At 64.1% G+C, this 15,970-nt stretch carries 18 protein-coding genes; 6 read left to right on the top strand and 12 right to left on the bottom strand.

The genetic code is table 11. From position 1 onward, the window contains the following. Positions 1–2: 2 nt before the first annotated feature. Positions 3–896 carry a polysaccharide deacetylase family protein gene (locus tag LOM8899_RS10845; RefSeq protein WP_093992218.1) on the top strand — a complete coding sequence of 298 codons (894 nt, stop codon included), beginning with the start codon at positions 3–5 and terminating at the stop codon, positions 894–896. 9 nt (positions 897–905) lie between these two features. Here LOM8899_RS10845 and LOM8899_RS10840 read toward each other — a convergent pair whose 3' ends face one another. Next, on the bottom strand, positions 906–2,093 hold the full coding sequence (locus tag LOM8899_RS10840; protein WP_093992217.1) for an FAD binding domain-containing protein: 1,188 nt from the start codon (positions 2,091–2,093) through the stop codon (positions 906–908). 77 nt (positions 2,094–2,170) lie between these two features. Here LOM8899_RS10840 and LOM8899_RS10835 point away from each other — a divergent pair, with 77 nt between their 5' ends. Beyond that, a complete protein-coding gene (locus LOM8899_RS10835; protein ID WP_093992216.1) occupies positions 2,171–2,563 on the top strand; it encodes a cupin domain-containing protein in 393 nt (130 codons plus the stop codon). Here the strand turns inward: LOM8899_RS10835 and LOM8899_RS10830 are convergent. Together LOM8899_RS10830 and LOM8899_RS10825 are read right to left on the bottom strand one after the other, a co-directional pair. Then, on the bottom strand, positions 2,560–3,141 hold the full coding sequence (locus LOM8899_RS10830) for a carboxymuconolactone decarboxylase family protein (protein ID WP_093992215.1): 582 nt from the start codon (positions 3,139–3,141) through the stop codon (positions 2,560–2,562). The two genes, LOM8899_RS10835 and LOM8899_RS10830, sit on opposite strands and share 4 nt — an antisense overlap. Continuing rightward, complete coding sequence (locus LOM8899_RS10825; RefSeq protein ID WP_093992214.1) at positions 3,138–3,644, bottom strand: flavin reductase family protein; 507 nt, start codon at positions 3,642–3,644, stop codon at positions 3,138–3,140. Before LOM8899_RS10825 ends, LOM8899_RS10830 begins: the two co-directional genes overlap by 4 nt. A 92-nt stretch (positions 3,645–3,736) precedes the next feature. Between LOM8899_RS10825 and LOM8899_RS10820 the strand changes: the two genes are divergently transcribed. From LOM8899_RS10820 to LOM8899_RS10810, 3 genes are all read left to right on the top strand, one after another. Continuing rightward, a complete protein-coding gene (locus tag LOM8899_RS10820) occupies positions 3,737–4,687 on the top strand; it encodes a LysR family transcriptional regulator (protein ID WP_093992213.1) in 951 nt (316 codons plus the stop codon). A gap of 102 nt (positions 4,688–4,789) precedes the next feature. Next, positions 4,790–5,671 carry an NAD(P)-dependent oxidoreductase gene (locus LOM8899_RS10815; protein ID WP_168770526.1) on the top strand — a complete coding sequence of 294 codons (882 nt, stop codon included), beginning with the start codon at positions 4,790–4,792 and terminating at the stop codon, positions 5,669–5,671. Continuing rightward, positions 5,671–6,660 (top strand): Gfo/Idh/MocA family protein, encoded by a 990-nt coding sequence (locus LOM8899_RS10810; RefSeq protein ID WP_093992211.1) that lies wholly within the window; start codon positions 5,671–5,673, stop codon positions 6,658–6,660. Before LOM8899_RS10815 ends, LOM8899_RS10810 begins: the two co-directional genes overlap by 1 nt. Positions 6,661–6,760: 100 nt before the next feature. On the opposite strand, the gene LOM8899_RS10805 is transcribed toward LOM8899_RS10810, so the two are convergent. The 9 genes from LOM8899_RS10805 to LOM8899_RS10765 all read right to left on the bottom strand — a co-directional run bounded on the left by LOM8899_RS10805 (position 6,761) and on the right by LOM8899_RS10765 (position 14,839). Further along, positions 6,761–7,627 (bottom strand): NAD(P)-dependent oxidoreductase, encoded by an 867-nt coding sequence (locus LOM8899_RS10805; RefSeq protein ID WP_168770525.1) that lies wholly within the window; start codon positions 7,625–7,627, stop codon positions 6,761–6,763. A 1-nt stretch (position 7,628) separates the two neighbouring features. Continuing rightward, positions 7,629–8,717 (bottom strand): amidohydrolase family protein, encoded by a 1,089-nt coding sequence (locus LOM8899_RS10800; RefSeq protein WP_093992209.1) that lies wholly within the window; start codon positions 8,715–8,717, stop codon positions 7,629–7,631. Between the two features lie 94 nt (positions 8,718–8,811). Next, the gene (locus tag LOM8899_RS10795) at positions 8,812–9,846 is read right to left on the bottom strand and encodes an ABC transporter substrate-binding protein (protein ID WP_093992208.1); all 1,035 of its coding nucleotides are present in this window, start codon (positions 9,844–9,846) and stop codon (positions 8,812–8,814) included. A 27-nt stretch (positions 9,847–9,873) separates the two neighbouring features. After that, the gene (locus LOM8899_RS10790) at positions 9,874–10,731 is read right to left on the bottom strand and encodes an ABC transporter permease (protein WP_093992207.1); all 858 of its coding nucleotides are present in this window, start codon (positions 10,729–10,731) and stop codon (positions 9,874–9,876) included. Next, entirely contained in the window at positions 10,724–11,587 is an 864-nt protein-coding gene (locus tag LOM8899_RS10785) for an ABC transporter permease (RefSeq protein WP_093992206.1), read from the bottom strand. The genes LOM8899_RS10790 and LOM8899_RS10785 overlap by 8 nt, the downstream gene beginning before the upstream one ends. Further along, positions 11,587–12,372: an ABC transporter ATP-binding protein gene (locus tag LOM8899_RS10780; protein ID WP_093992205.1), complete on the bottom strand. Its 786-nt coding sequence runs from the start codon at positions 12,370–12,372 to the stop codon at positions 11,587–11,589. The genes LOM8899_RS10785 and LOM8899_RS10780 overlap by 1 nt, the downstream gene beginning before the upstream one ends. A 25-nt stretch (positions 12,373–12,397) precedes the next feature. Further along, on the bottom strand, positions 12,398–13,045 hold the full coding sequence (locus LOM8899_RS10775; RefSeq protein WP_168770524.1) for a GntR family transcriptional regulator: 648 nt from the start codon (positions 13,043–13,045) through the stop codon (positions 12,398–12,400). A 274-nt stretch (positions 13,046–13,319) separates the two neighbouring features. Continuing rightward, complete coding sequence (locus tag LOM8899_RS10770) at positions 13,320–14,201, bottom strand: MBL fold metallo-hydrolase (protein WP_133065016.1); 882 nt, start codon at positions 14,199–14,201, stop codon at positions 13,320–13,322. Between the two features lie 11 nt (positions 14,202–14,212). After that, positions 14,213–14,839 (bottom strand): glutathione S-transferase family protein, encoded by a 627-nt coding sequence (locus LOM8899_RS10765; RefSeq protein WP_093992202.1) that lies wholly within the window; start codon positions 14,837–14,839, stop codon positions 14,213–14,215. A 155-nt stretch (positions 14,840–14,994) separates the two neighbouring features. Between LOM8899_RS10765 and LOM8899_RS10760 the strand changes: the two genes are divergently transcribed. After that, positions 14,995–15,966 (top strand): quinone oxidoreductase family protein, encoded by a 972-nt coding sequence (locus tag LOM8899_RS10760; RefSeq protein ID WP_093992201.1) that lies wholly within the window; start codon positions 14,995–14,997, stop codon positions 15,964–15,966. The last annotated feature ends 4 nt before the right edge of the window (positions 15,967–15,970 follow it).

The raw sequence follows: 15,970 nt of genomic DNA, 5'->3' as shown, positions 1-15,970 counted from the left end.
CCATGCGTTTGACAGACCGGATTCCCTATCAAGCCATCGTCGACCGCCCGCGCCTGCATCTGCCCGATGGCAAGAAGCTGGCGGTCTGGGTGATCCTCAACGTCGAGGAATGGCAGATCGAGCGCCCGATGCCGCGCACCGTGTTGCCGCCCCCGATGGGCCAGCCCCTGCTGCCGGACGTGCCGAACTGGTCCTGGCACGAATACGGAATGCGCAGCGGCTTCTGGCGTCAGCACAAGGCGCTGGTGGATCGCGGCATCCCAACGACGCTGGCGATCAACGGCAACGTCTGTCACTCCTACCCCCGGATCGCGCAGGCCGGGCTCGAGGCGGGTTGGGAGTTCATGGGCCACGGCTTCGTCCAGGGCCCGATGCACAAGCTCGAGGATCAGCGCGGCGCGATTGCCGATGCGGTCAAGGCGATCAGCGATTTCACGGGCAAGCCCGTCCGATCATGGGAAAGCCCCGGCCTGACCGAGACCGAGGAAACGCTCGATCTGCTTCGCGAGGCGGGGATCGAATATGTCGCCGATTGGGTCATCGACGATCTGCCGCAGGCCATCCAGACCCCGTTCGGCGATATCACCACGATACCCTACACGGTCGAGACCAACGACATCACTGTCTATCCGCTACAGGCGCACCGCTCGGACGAGTTCTTCAACCGGGGCCGCGATCAGTTCGACCGGCTCTACGAAGAAGGCGCCGAGAATGCCCGCGTGATGGCCATTTCGATCCACCCCTATGTCACGGGCGTGCCTCATCGGATCAAGTATCTGGAGCAACTTCTTGATTATGTTGGACAACATGAGGGCGCCGTCTTCATGACCGCCTCGGAGATCGGCGATTGGTACACCGGCGAAATGCTGCGGATCGGGGCGGAGACCCCGATCTGAGCCAGCCGCTCAGGCGACGTTGATCGCCGTGGTGCGCATGATTTCGTCGAGCCGCGGATTGCTCCGCCCGTCGGGGTTCGGCACGCTGTCGTCAAAGATGAACCGCCCCAACGTCCGCGCCCGGTCATGAGCCGATTTCGAGGCGGGTACACGCTCGGCGGAATAGGCCAGAAGCCCCTCTTCGACGGGGCCGTCGGCCAGATGCCGCGCCAGAGCCAGCGCGTCGCAGGCCGCCTTGGTGACGCCCATCCCCACATGGGGCCGCGCCACGCAGGCGGCGTCGCCCGACAGCGCCACGCGCCCCTGCGCCATCACCGGGCTGGCGTGATCGTAGATCGGGGTGAAGAACGGCCGCTCGCTTTGTGCGAGGATCTGCACGAATGGCCCCGGAAGCATCTCGCGGGCCTGCGCCTCGACGGCTGTGATCACCGCGTCGCGGACCAGCGGTGGCGGGATCGAGATGTGGTGCAGATGCCCTGATGCGTCTGTCAGCATATCGGCCAAATCCGCCGCCTTTACAGGCGCATACCAGACGAAGTTATAGCGGCGGTGGCCGGGCCGCAGGTCGTTGTTCGGCCCCGCGATGGGATAGCCGATGATCTGGGTGCCAGTCGGCGCGTAGAAGCCGAAATGCGGGAACACGGCGTCGCGCACCTCGGCGGGCAAATCCGCCTCATGCGCCAGAGCCCGCCAGACCACGTAGCCCGAATACTCGGGCTGCACGTCAGGCAGCATCTGACCGCGCACCGACGAGCGGAAACCGTCAGCGCCGATGAGCACGTCGGCCTCGACCCGCCTCCCGTCCGTCAGGACCGCCTCGACCCGGTCGCCGTGATCCGCATAGCCCGCGACATGCGCCCCGAGGTGATGGCGATCATCGGGAATGAGCACCCGCAAAAGCTGATGAATCCGGTCCCAGGAGGTGACGATCTGCGGATAGTCGATCCGCGCGACGGGCTGGCCCGCCTTGTCGAAGGCGACCCGCTCTTGCACCGACACGCCCAGATCCTCGGTCGATGCACCAACCGCCTGCAACGCCTCGATCAGTGCCTTGTGGGTGACGATCCCTGCCCCACGCCCGGCCAGCTCCACATCCGTGCGCTCGAACACGTCGACCTGCCAGCCGGCCCGCATCAAGGCGGCGGCCGCAAACAGCCCGCCGATGGATCCGCCGCTGATAATCGCCCGCTTTGTCATACTCTTTGATCCACTTCCTCTTGGCCTCTCTTGTTTATCGAGTTATAAATAAAAGACAACGGCAGGAGTGTGAAAAGATGGCGAAAGACGAAATCTTCACCGGTCCGCATTGGTCGGACGCGCTGCGCGCGGAATTGGCCGAGGCCGGCACCAATGGCCGCGTCGGATCGCGCATCGTGAGCGAAAGCGACAGGGTGCGCGTCTGGCTGCTGGACCTTGCGCCGGGCGAGCGTCTGCCGTTCCACACCCATGTGCAGGACTATTTCTGGACCGCGACAAGCGCGGGCCGCGCCCGGTCGCGCTATGGTGACGGGCGTGTCGTCGAGATGGACTATGCCGTCGGCGACACCCAGCACCACAGCTATGGTCCGGGCGAGAGCATGACCCATGACCTTGAAAACATTGGGGATACGATGCTGAGCTTTACCACCGTCGAGTTTTTCGGTGGCCCGAACCCGCCGCTGATCTAGCGGCGGAACATCTCGGCGGGGGCGGTGTCGATCAGGGGGAGTGAGGCCCCGTCTCCGACCGGGATGTCAAAGGCGTTGATCGTCATGGAAATCAGCGTGTAGTAGCCGCAGATCGCGACGATATCGACCGCCGCGTCCACGCCCATCGCCTCGACGACCTGCCCGTAGGTCGCATCGGAGACCACCTTGTCCCGGTGCAATTCCGCGGCGAAGTCGAAGACAAGCCGTTGTGTTTCATCGGTAAACTCGGGGCGCCGCCCCTGCCCGATGGCCGCGACGATGGCCGGGTCCAGCCCCGCCTCCAGTGCGATCGGCGCGTGCTGCGCCCATTCGAACCCGGAGGACCAGTAGCGCCCGGTCACGAGGATCACCAATTCCGACAGGATCGGCGGCAGGCTGCTGTCATAGCGGGCATACTGGCCGAGCGCCTGCGCCTTTTCGGCCATCTCTGGATTGGTCAGCCACACCCGCAACGGGCCGATCACGTTGCCGCGCGGCCCGTTCTTGATGGCGTCATGCACGCGGGCCTGCGCCTCGGTCAGATGATCGAGGTCGGGCCCGGGATGTCGCCGGCTCATTCCGCGACGGTCGCCATCTTGCCACGATAGAACAGCAGCGGATCGCCGTCGCCGCGCTCGAAATGGGTGATCTGGCCGACCACGATGATGTGGTCGCCGCCGTCATAGACGTTCCATTTGGCGCATTCGAAATGGCAGAGCGACCCCTTCAGCACCGGAAGCGCGTTGCGCCCTGCATACCATTCGACGCCGTCGAACTTGTCTTCGAGCGGCTTGGCGAATTGCCATGCGGAGGCCTCTTGCTCGGCGCTCAGGATGTTGATGTTGAACCCGTTTCCGGAGTCGATCCACTTGCAGCTCATCTGCGACTTGCCCAGCGAGAACAGGCACAGCGCCGGCTCAAGGCTCAGCGAGGAGAACGAGCTGACCGTGACGCCCGTGGGCCGTCCGTCACCATCCAGCAACGAGACGACGGTGATGCCGCTGGCAAATTGTCCAAAGGCGTCGCGCAGGGCGCGGGGATCGAATTCTGGGCTGCTGTCCAACACGGGCGTCGTCTCCATTGATCTGATGTCTCGTAACCTAGCCCACTGGACAAATCATGGAAAATGATACTTTGCTATAGGCAGCATATCAAAAAGCGATTGGACAACCAATGCCCATCCCCCGGATCAGCATACGCGCCCTGCGTGCCTTTATCGCGGTCTACGAGGAGCAGTCCTTCTCCAAGGCGGCCGCCCGCGAGAACGCGACCCAGTCGGGTATGTCGACCCAGGTCAAGAACCTGGAGCTGAAGCTGGGCACGCCCTTGTTGCTGCGCGATCGCAAGGAATACACCCTGACCCCGGCGGGCCAGCTCGTCTATCGCGACGGACAGGCGATCCTCAAGGCGCTGATGGCGACGGAGGCGGCGGTGACGGACATGCAAAGCGAGGTCGCGGGCCTCGTGCGCGTCGGCCTGATCCCGTCGCTGACCCGGTCGGTGCTGATCCCGGCGCTGGATGCCTTCAAGGCCGAGTTCGCCAAGGTCGAGCTTTCGATGCTGGAGGAATACAGCGGATCGCTGATGCGCCGGGTGCTGGACGGGGATCTGGATTTCGCCGTGGTCCCCTCGGGCGACATTCCCGCCGGTCTGACCGCGAAATTCGTCGCCCGAGACCGCGAGATGATCATGGGCCGCCCCGGCGCCCTGCCCGAATGGCCTCACCTCGGCCCTGCCCCGTTGTCGGCTCTGTCGGGCGCGAGGCTGATCGTTCCCAGCCGCCAGAACGTCCGCCGCAAGCGGATCGAAGGCTTGCTGTCGGCCCACGGCGTTCACGTGGCGGAGCTGATGGAGATGGATGGGATGCTCGGCACCATCGAACTGGTGGGCAAGACCGATTGGCTGGCGATCCTGCCGTCGGCGCTGTGCTATGCCGACAAGGATGGCGTGTCGCGCAAGCTCAACGTGCTCACCGACCCGCCGATGAGCTTTGACTATGTCATCGTCGAAAAGACCGAGAGCCCCCTGCCCAACGCCGCACGCCTGCTGGCCGAGCATCTGACCCGCCACACCAACCTGATCCTCGAGGATTGGGCCGATCTGGGCCATGCGGCTATCGGATAAGCCGAAGCCCTGCATCGCAAAAGATGATGCACACCCCTCTGATTTCTCAGCCAATCGGATAGCGCCGCGCTATCATGGTGGCGAATGATGAGGGAGGATCACATGCGTATCGGGATCATGGGGATCGGCAACATGGGCCGCGCCATCGTCGACCGGCTGGTCGAGCAGGGCCAAAGCCCGGTCGGCGTCTGGAACCGCACCGCCGCAAAGGCCGCAGGGATCGACGGCACCGAGCAGGCCGACACGCCCGCCGCGCTGGCCGCCGCCTCTGACATCGTGCTCAGCCTTCTGGCCAACGACGCTGCCATCGAAGCCGCCTATTTCGGCCAAGGCGGGCTGTGCTCTGCCCCGCTGAACGGCACGGTGATCGTCGAGATGTGCACCACCTCGCCCGAGCGCACGCAGGCGCTGGAGGCTGCTGTCACGGCCAAGGGCGGCCTGTTCCTCGAATGCCCCGTGGGCGGCACCATCGGCCCGGCCCGGTCGGGCAGTTTGCTGGGATTGGCGGGCGGCACGCCGGAGGCCTTTGCCGCCGCCGAACCGGCGCTGGCGCTGATCACCCGCCGGTTGGAGCATCTGGGCCCGGTGGGCCACGGCGCGGCGATGAAGCTCGCCATCAACCTGCCGCTGATGGTCTATTGGGGCGCTGTCGGCGAAGCCCTGGGGCTGGCCATCGGACAAGGCGTCGATTCCGAGATGGCGGTGTCGATCCTCGTCGACAGTTCGGGTGCCATCGGTGCCGCCAAGACCCGTCTGCCCCCCGTCGCCAAGATGCGCGAGACCGGCGATCCGGGCGGTGTCTCGCTCAGCCTTGCCAACGGCGTCAAGGACATGAAGCTGATGGAGGCGCTGGCCGCCCGGCACGGCGTCTCGTCGGAGGTGATCACCGCCGCAAGGACCAAGGCCGAGGTCGCGGCGAACGAGGGCTGGACCGGCTACGACACGTCGCTCTACGGCATTTACGGCCAAGGGGAGGACAACTGATGCTGCGCACCGCACTTGTAGGCTTTGGCTGGTGGGGCCAGCATATCGCCCGCCGTCTCAAGGACAACGACGGTTTTGACCTGCGGCTGGTGGTCGAGCCTGCCTTGGCCGCCCATGATGCGATCCGCGAGATGGGTCTGACGCCTGTGGCGACCTATGCCGAGGCCCTCACGGATGAGGTGGAGGCGGTGATCCTGACCTCTCCCAACGACCAGCACGACAGCCATGTCCTGCAGGCCGTGGCCGCCGGAAAGCATGTCTTTTGCGAAAAGCCCCTGTCGCTGAGCGCCGATGGCGCGCGCGCCAGTGTCGCCGCCTGCGAGGCGGCGGGCCTTGTTCTGGGCGTCGGCCATGAGCGCCGCTTCGAGCCTGCGATCCTGCGTCTGCGCGAGATGCTGGCGGCGGGCGATCTGGGCACGATCATGCATTCGGAGCTGGCGTTCAGCCATGACAAGCTGATCCATCTGGATGCCACGTCGTGGCGCACCTCGAAGGCGATGGCCCCGGCGGCGGGCATGACCCAGATGGGCATACACCTGACCGATCTGCTGATCTCGTTCTTTGGCCGGGTCAAGAGCGTGGCCGCCGTCACCGCCGACCGCTCGCTCGGTTGGGAGACCGGTGACGTGGTCAGCGTTCAATTGCAGTTCGAGGAGGGCATGACCGCCACCCTGCAAGCGATCCTGCACACGCCGCATTTCCTGCGCACCCATGTCTTTGGATCGGACATGTGGGTGGAGATCCGCAATGCCACCCATCCCGACACCCCCGGCGGTGCTGTGACCATGGAGTGCTATCGCTCGATCGACGACAACGAGATGATCAATTTCGAGTGGACCGACAGCGTGACCGCCAATCTCGAAGCCTGGGCCGCCGCGATCGCAGGCCGCGCGCCCTATCCCTACACCTCGTTTGAGCTGGTCCATAACATCGAGGTGCTGGAGGCGATCGTGCAATCGGCCGAGACCGGTCAGGTGGTATATCCCTGACGGCGTTCGGGGACCGGAGGTAGACAGGAGGGGGCGCTGCCCCCCTCTTGGCCGTGCGGCCAATTCACCCCCCGGGATATTTATGACCCAAAGAAGCGGCTTAGCGCGCTTTGCCGGAGCGGTAGACCTCGAAGACGGCCGCGGCGTCGTATTGCTCTGGCAGATCCTGGATCGCGGTCGTGTAGAGCCCCTCCACCACATCGAAGAGCGGTGCCTGCACGCCGAGCCGTTTGAGGTCTGCGCCGATGACGCTGATGTCTTTTTCAAACATCTTCAGGCTGGCGGTGGGCGGGTCGTAGTCGTGCGCCATCATCAGAGGCATCCGCAGGTCGAGCATTTTCGACTGCCCCGCCCCGGTGCTGAGCAACTTGTAGACGGTGTCCCGGTCGAGCCCGAGCGCATCGGCGTAGTTGAGCACTTCGGCCGCTGCGGTGTTGTGCAGCGCGACCGCGTGATTGGCCACGTATTTGAGCTGGATCCCGGCGCCGAATTCGCCGGCCTCGATCACCGCGCGGGTGAAGTGCTTGATGTAGGGCATGGCATGGGCGATCCCCGCTGCCGGACCCGAGGCCATCATCACCAGATCCGCCACGTTGGCCTGCGCACCGGTGCCGCTGACAGGGCAGTCGAGAAGTGTGGCACCGGCGAAGCCGATCTTGTCGCGCGCAGCCAGCTTGTCCTTCATGGCGAAAGTGCCGGTCTCGAGCACCACCTGACCTTCGGCCAGCAGACCGGCCAGTTGCGTCGTGACCTCGTCCAGAATCGCCGGCGAGATGAGCGACAGGATCACCAGATCGCACTCGGCGATCCACGGCCCCGGTTCGGCGTGTGCCTGCCCGCCGGCGGCCGTCAGCCGATCGCGGGCCGCTTCGGCGGGATCGACGCCGATGACCTCGACCCCGCCCTTGATCAGGTTGCGCCCGTAGGCGCCCCCCATGATCCCAAGTCCGATAATCGCAACAGGCATGTTACAGCCCCAGGAGAGCCGCAGCCGACAGGCCGCCGACCTTTGCCTTGGCCTCGTCGCCCAGCCCGGACCCGGCGACGTGACCCACCGGATCATAATCCGCCATATCGTAGGGATAGTCGGTGCCCATGACGATCTTGTCGGCCCCGTAGGTCTGCACGAGGTATTCGAGCTGGTGGTTCGAAAACACCACAGAGTCGAAATACATCTTGCGCAGGTAGTGCGTCGGCGGGTGCGGCAGATTGGCGTGGCTGTCCTTGCGCGCGCCCCATGCATGGTCGATCCGCGCCGAATAGGCGGGCAGGAAGCCGCCGCCGTGCACGGCGAGCACCTTGAGGTTGGGCAACCGCTCCATCACGCCCGAGAAGATCAGGTGGCTGACCGCGAGCGAGGTTTCCAGCGGGTTGCCCATGACGTTGGCGAAGTAGTAGTCCTGAAACCGCTCGCCGTGGGTGAAGCCGTTGGGATGCAGCATGATGAGCGCACCCAGCTCTTCGGCCTTTTTCAGCACCGGCTCGAAGCGCGGGCTGGCGACTTCTTCGCCGTCGATATTGGTGAGGATCTGCACGCCCTTCATGCCGAGCGGGCCCATGCAGCGCTCCAACTCCTTGATCGCCGCATCGGGATCGGTCATCGGCAGGGTGCCGAGCGTGGCGAAGCGGTCGGGCGCACCAGCGGCCCATTCGGCAAGACCATCGTTGACGATCTCGGAGCCCTTGATGCAATGCTCGGCGGGCGACTGATACCAGCACTGGAACGGCGGCGGGGCCACGACCTGCATGTCGACGCCCATCGCGTCGAGCACCCGCAGCCGGTCGTCCCGGTCGGTCATGGCGATCGTCCGGTCCTTGTCTTGCTGCATGTTGATGGCGCGGGTTTCGGCGTTGGAATGCTTGACCATCGCGATCTTGGACACGTCCATATGCGGGCCCATATACTCGAACCCGGCGGGGATCATCACATGGGCATGGATATCCACGGTCTTGCTGTCGAGGCGCAGCTGGTCTGTCGGGGCGGGCCGTCCGGACGTGGGGCCGTAGCGGTTGATGGCGTCGCCCAGGTCTGGCGTATCGATGGTGGCATGGGTCATGGGATGGGATCCTGAAAAAAGGGTCTGTCGGGTCACTGTGCCGCCGAGCCCGAGCCCGGCGGCATCTTTGAAAACGAGGCGTCAGACGCCTGTCCTACATGTTTTCGGCAAGCCAAGCTGCGGCATCTGCCTCGACCTGTGCCTTGTCGAAGTCATTCGCGGCCTCGATGTAGGCGTCGTTCAGGAAGGTATCGACATCGACCGTTTGCTCGATCGCACCAGAGGACAGCATCCGGGGCTGGATTTCGGCCCAGACGTCCCTTTGCAGATCGCCGTAGCGCTCGGTCGAGCCGATGTTCATGGTCAGCACGATGTCGAACAGCGTCTTGCCGGCGAGTTCGTCTTCCCATTCCTCGGGCACGTTCGCGCGCATGATCGCCTCGACGGCCTCCGGATTGACGATCGAGGCATACATGCCCATCGACCAGGCCCGCATGAAGCCTTCGAGCGCCTCACGCTTTTCCTCGACCATGGCGGCATCCATCGCGAAGGTATTGGCCGGGCTCGCCTTGAGCTCGTCCGGAGTGATCGCCGTCAGGCCGATCCCTGCCGCCTGAAGGCTGGCCCAGTCATTGACCGACCCGACAAGGGCCGAGACGTTGCCGCCCCGGATCGCTGCCGCCAGCGTCGGGCCGTTTTCGCCCAGCACCACCGTGTCGACATCGTCGATGCTGTGGCCCGCGATATCGAGCGCGGCCTGCAGGAAGGCCCGATCCCGGTCGGACACGAGCCCGACTGTCGTGCCGACGAGATCGCCCATCGCCCCGAATTCGCCATCGGAGAGCACAACGACGCCTTCGGGCGCGTTCTGCATCACCTCGTAGACGGTGTTGATGTTGGCGCCTGCGTTCAGCGCATTGATCGTCTCGTTCGGGTCGAGCATCGCGAGATCGGCCTGCCCGTTCTGCAGAAAGGCCACGTAGGGGATCGACGTGTCGGAGGGCAGCAGGTTCACTTCGACGCCGTTGGCCTCGAAATATCCCAGCGCCTCGCCCACGACCAACGGATAGAACACCATCGACCGGGGCAGCGGGTTGATCATGTTGACGGTTTCCTGCGCGAAACTCACGCTTGGGGCCGCCGTGACGGCCAATGCCGTGGAAAGCATCATTGCCTTGAACATCTTCATCGTTTTCTCCTCCCAGAGTGATTGACGTTATTGACCCATGCGCGATTTCCACGCGCGGGCCTTTGCACGGGACGCGGCGGCCCCGCGCGATTCACGACGCCAGAACACGATCCGGTCGTCGAGAAATTCCATGGAATAGAACAAGATAAGACCGATTACCGTCATGCTGAGCAGGGTCGCCAGAGACGCCGCCATGTTGAGCTGGAACGAGAACCGGCTCATCAGCACGCCGACACCGTCGGTGGCTTGGGCAAACTCGGCCACGACCGCGCCGATCAACGCCGTGGTCAGACCGATCTTGAGCCCAGCAAACAACAGAGGCAGCGCGGCCGGCACCCGCAGTTTGCGAAAGATCTGCGCGTCTGTGGCCCCGATGGAGCGGAACAGTTCTTCGCGGTCTTCGTCGCGCTGGATGAGGCCGGTCAGCGTGTTCACGAAGATCGGGAAGAACGAGATCACCGCCGCCAGCGCGATCTTCGATCCCATACCATAGCCGAACCAGGCGATGATGATCGGCGTCAGCGCGATCCCCGGCGTCACGTTCAGCACGATCGCATAGGGCGAGACGTAGCGCTTGAACGGATCCCAGAGGGCGGAACAGACCGCGAGCGTTACGGCAACGCCCGCGCCGATGGCAAAGCCCACCACCGCTTCGGTGAAGGTGATGAAGAAGTGCCGGTAGATCGTGCCCTTGGTGACGTAGAGTTCCCAGATCGCGCCGATGATCTTGCTGGGGGCCGGGATGATGATCGACGTGATGATCCCGGTCCGCACGGCCATTTCCCAGATCAGCAGCAGGACGGCGAACAGAACCAGATGCGGCAGGATCCGAAACATCAGGTGGTCGGCGGTGCCGGGTGCCTTGGGTGAGGATACATCAGACATTGAGGTCTCCCATCTGGGCTGCACGTTTCGCGGCGACGCGCTCCATCCCGGCCTCGTTCTTCCAATAGGCGATGCGGTGGTCGAGCCACTCCATCCCGCGGAAGATCAGGAAACCGAGGATCGTCAGCGTGAAGATGCACGCAAAGGCCGAGGCCATGTTCAGATTGCGCGAATAGACGAGGATCAGCGAACCGATCCCTTTGTCGCGCTGGATGAATTCGGCCACCAGCGCCCCGGACAGGGCCGCGGTCAGTGCCAGCCGTTCGCCCGCCATGATGACCGGCACCGCATCGGGCAGAACCAGCTTGCGCAGCGTCTGCATCTTGCTGGCCCCGAGCGAACGGAACAGCTCGAGCCGCTCTTCGTTCACATTCACGACGCCGGACAAAGTATTGATAAACGGAGCAAAGAAGCACACCAGAACGATGATCGCGATCTTCGAGCTTGCGCCGAATCCGAGGGCGGCGATCAACAGCGGCGCCACCGCGATCCGGGGCGTCGCCTCAAGCACGATCACGTAGGGTTTCAGAAACCGCCGGATCACGGCATTGAAGCCGACGAGCGCTCCGAGCCCGATCCCGAGGATCGAGCCGCCGATGAAGCCCGCCAAGACAAGGACCATCGTCGTATAGAGGTGATACCAGACATTCGCATTCTGGAAATAGATCAGCCAGAACGAATGCAGGATGCTGCTGGGCCGGGGGTAGAACAGGGGGTCGAGCCAGCCGAGCCGGCTACAGATTTCCCACAGCGCAATCAGCCCGAGAAAGATCGAGGCGTGGATGATCAGCCGCCGCTTGCGCAGGCTGAGCCCGCCCCGTTGTTCCGGCATCGGTATGGCGTCATGCACGGACATCAGTGATCCTCGCCCAGAATGTCGCGCACCTCGGCCACCAGCGTGTTGAATTCGGGCGAGGTCTGGATCGACAGCGGACGCGGCCTGTCGAACGGCACGTCCACGATCTTGGCGATCCGGCCCGGACGCGGGGTCATGACAAAGACCTGATCGGCAAGGAAAATCGCTTCGGCGATGTTGTGGGTCACGAACAGGGTCGTGGCCTGCACTTCCTTGACGATCCGCATCAGTTCGACGTTCAGCCGCTCGCGGGTGAATTCGTCCAGCGCGCCGAAGGGCTCGTCGAGCAAAAGCACGTCCGCCCCGGTCTGCAACAGCCGCGCCAGAGCGACCCGTTGCTGCATCCCGCCGGACAGTTGCGACGGGAAGGCAAAGAGGAAATCCTTGAGCCCCACCATACGCAGCAATTCCGCGGCGTTCTTTTGATCTTCCTTGGTGACCGCACGGCTGACCTCGGTGGGCAAGAGCACGTTTTCGACGGCGGTGCGCCAGTCCAGAAGCGTCGCCTTCTGAAACATCATCCCGACATCGGTGCGCGGGTCGGTGACCTCTTTGCCGTGAACCTGCAAATTGCCGGAGGTGCGCTCGATCAGCCCGGCGATCAAGCGCAGAAGCGTGGATTTTCCACAGCCCGACGGCCCGACCAGAGACACGAACGATCCGGGGCGAATGTCGAACGACGCATCCTCTAGCGCGACAACGGCGCCTCCGCCGAAGGTCTTGCCCAGTCCCTGGGCGCCGACCACGCTGTCGGTCTTGCTCGGTTGGCTCGCCATCACGTTCATTCCGTCCTCCCTTTAAGCCCAATGCTCAGTCGACGATCGGCCTGTTTTCCAAGCCCTTCATGATCTGCCCGCGCGACCGGCGGACATGCCGTTGTGAAATCCGCGCCGCCGCCCGCGCATCGCGGGCCTGCAAGGCGTCGATCAGGTCGCAGTGGTCCTCGAGCGCCTGTCCCATATCGCCCTGATCGGCCCGCAGCCGCTCCAGCGAGACGAGGCAGAGCCGCTCGTAGGCGTCCAGCAGCCGGCGCATTTCCTCGGCCAGCCGCCGATTGCCGGACAGGTCCGACAGGGCCACGTGAAATCCGCGATTGTAGCTGGCGAAGGCGCGGATATCGCTGACATCGGCCTCGCGCCACGCATCGAGCCCCGCGAGATCCTCCTCGCTCGCGTCGCGCACCATCCGCTTGGCGGCGGCCAGTTCGAGCGTCTCGCGCATCTCCAGAATGTCACGCGCATCCGCCACCGAAATCGGCGTGACCCTGTGGCCCCGGCGCGGCTCTGTTTCCACCAGCCCTTCGAATTGCAGCCGTTGTAGCGCATCGCGCACCGGTGATTTCGATACGGCGTAACGGTCCGCCAATTCAGCTTCACGCAATTCTTCGCCGGGCTGGAAACCGCAGGACAGGATGTCCTGCCGGATTTGGTCGAGAACTTTGTGCCGGATCAGATTCACGTCAAACTCCCACATCCGTGAAATTTCACCAACTCTGTTCCTGTCGCAGGATTCGGTCAATGCCGGCGCCTCTCGGTGCGTCCCCGGCGCAGGACGCGCTGAATGTGTCGGCATACCGCGGCACACAAAACCGCTGAAAAGCAGCCAAGTGGTCTATTTCACTGGCGATTCCAGCCACGAAAAAACCCGCCGGAGTGGCGGGTTTCGTCAGAAGTCGGCTGACATTTCAGAAACGCAGATAGTGACTATTCGAAAATATCACGCAACCAGAGGGCTACATCCACAACTCGTAGGTGGCAGGCACCCAGCCATAGCTGTCGCCGCGTCGCTCGACATAGCCGACGCCGGGGAACGGCATGTGATGCGCCACGACGAGCGTGTGCGCGTCCGCCACCATCCCCAGAACCCGGTTGCGCGTCGCCTTTGCGGCGGGCTTGTCGTCGTCAAAGCCGACGGGGCTGTCGGGATGCTGGAGCGAGAAGGTATAATGGTTCGTCACGTCGCCCCAGATCAGCGCCTCTTTGCCGCCGCTGCTGACCCGATACATCATGTGCCCGGCAGAATGGCCGAAGGCCTCTTCGGCCACGATCCCCGTGCCGATGCTGTCGCCGCCTTCGACGAAGGTCAGTTGATCTTCCAGCGGCGCGATCAGCTTCATGAACATGTCGCGATTGCCCGACCGGCTTTCGGGGATCGTCTCACCGCTTTTCCAGGCGTCGAACTCCACTTGTCCGATGACGTGCCGGGCGTTGGGATAGGCGAGGCCGTCGCCCTCCATCACTCCGAGGATGTGATCGGGGTGGACGTGGGTAAAGGCTACCACGTCGATATCCTCGGGCTGGTAGCCAAGCTCGGCCAGCCGCGACCGCAGCATCCCTGCCCCCGCCTCGCGCCCTCCGGGGCCGAAGCCTGTGTCAAAGAGCACCACCTCGTCGCCGGTGTCCACGAGGCTCGGCGCATAGCCGTTCTCGAACTTGTCCCACGGCAGCCCGGCGGCGGCGGCGATGGCCCGAAGCTCGGCATCGTCCTTGTCGAGCATGAACGGCGGGCGCACGGCGTCGCGCACATGCGCGCCGTCGAGGATCGTGCTGATCCATGCCTCTCCCAGCGGGAACCGAAAGGTGACGGGGCGAACGGGCGTCTTGCGGTCGGTCATGGCGGTCTCCTTCACGGCATCGGGATGTCGGTGACGAAATGCGGTATCTGATAGCCCCGCTGCACGGCAGGACGATCCGCCAGCCGCAAATACCAGTCACGCACATTGGGAAAGCCCGCCAGATCGATCCCCTGCCATTCAAAGCGCGACACCCACGGCCAGCACGCCATATCGGCGATGGTGTATTCGTCGGCGATGTAGTCGCGTCCTTCCAGCCGGGCGTTCAGCACCCGGTAGAGGCGGCTGGCCTCCTTGGAATAACGCTCCTCGGCATATTCGGACTTGCCCGGATTGTATTTCACGAAGTGATGCACCTGCCCCAGCATCGGCCCAAGCCCGCCCATCTGCCACATGAGCCATTCGATCATCCGCCAGTAATTGTCGCCCTCGCCCAGAAACCGCCCGTGCTTTTGCCCCAGGTAGAGCATGATGGCCCCCGTCTCCATCAGGGTTTGCCCCGTCTCCTGATCGACGATGGCGGGAATCCGGTTGTTGGGCGCGATCTTGAGGAAATCGGGGGCGAATTGCTCGTCCTTGCCGATGTTGATCGGGTGAACCATGTACGGCACCCCCAGTTCTTCGAGCATGATGGAGACCTTGCGCCCGTTGGGCGTGGTCCAGGTGTATAGGTCGATCATTCCGGTCCTCCCTCGCTGATACAGAGATAGAGCACCAAGCCCTTGCCTGCGATTACAAATTCCGATGCACAGTATCGCATCATCTGATCCGCGCAGGCTGGCACATGCCGTCGCGGCGTTCTAGCCTCGTCGTGTCATGCTTTGGAGGAGCACACATGGAAACCACCCGCGTCGTGATCAGGGTCCCCGGCGGACCGGACGCTCTGGAGTTCGAGACAATCGATCTGCCGCCTCCGGGACCGGGCGAAGTCCAGTTGGAACAGACCGCGATCGGTTTGAACTATCTCGACACTTATCAGCGATCCGGTGCGATCCCGCTGCCGCTTCCCGCCCCGATGGGCACCGAAGCGGCGGGCCGTGTCGTTGCCGTGGGCGACGGCGTGGACCTGCAGGTCGGTGACCGTGTGGCCTATGCCATGTTGCCCGGCAGCTATGCCACCCACCGCAACGTTCCTGCCGCCCGCATGGTCAAGCTGCCCGATGGCATCAGCGACGAGGTGGCCGCCGCGACCCTGCTCAAGGGGCTGACCGTGTCCTACCTGATGGGCCGCACCTACAAGGTGCAAAAGGGTGATCCGGTCCTGTTCTGGGCCGCGTCGGGCGGGGTTGGCCAATTGGCCGGCCAGTGGGGCGCCGATCTGGGCGCCGAGATGATCGGGGTCACAGGCGGGGCTGCGAATTGCGCGTTGATCAAGGAGCTGGGCTATGCCCATGCCTTGGACCGCAACACCGACGACATCGCCGCCCGCGTTCGCGAGATCACCGGCGGCAAGGGAGTGCCCGTGGTCTATGACAGCGTGGGTGCCGCCAGTTTCGACGCCTCGCTCGCCAGCCTCGCGCCGATGGGGATGTTCGTGAACTTCGGGGCGACGACCGGTCAGCCGCCACCCGTAGCCGCGCTGACCCTGCAAAACAACGGCTCGCTCTTTTTCACCCGGCCGACGCTGTTGCACTATATGGCGGCGCGGGCGGATCTGGAGCATGCCGCGACGGAGCTGTTTGACCGGCTGCTGGCCGGAACGCCGCACGTCAACATCAACGCCCGCCGCCCATTGTCGGAGATCGCTGAGGCGCACACCGCGCTGGAGAGCGGCACGACGACCGGCTCGACCGTGTTGATCCCTTGATCCG

Source organism: Flavimaricola marinus, from assembly GCF_900184895.1.
Classification (GTDB): Bacteria; Pseudomonadota; Alphaproteobacteria; order Rhodobacterales; family Rhodobacteraceae; genus Flavimaricola; species Flavimaricola marinus.
This window is presented reverse-complemented; position numbering and strand designations above follow the sequence as displayed.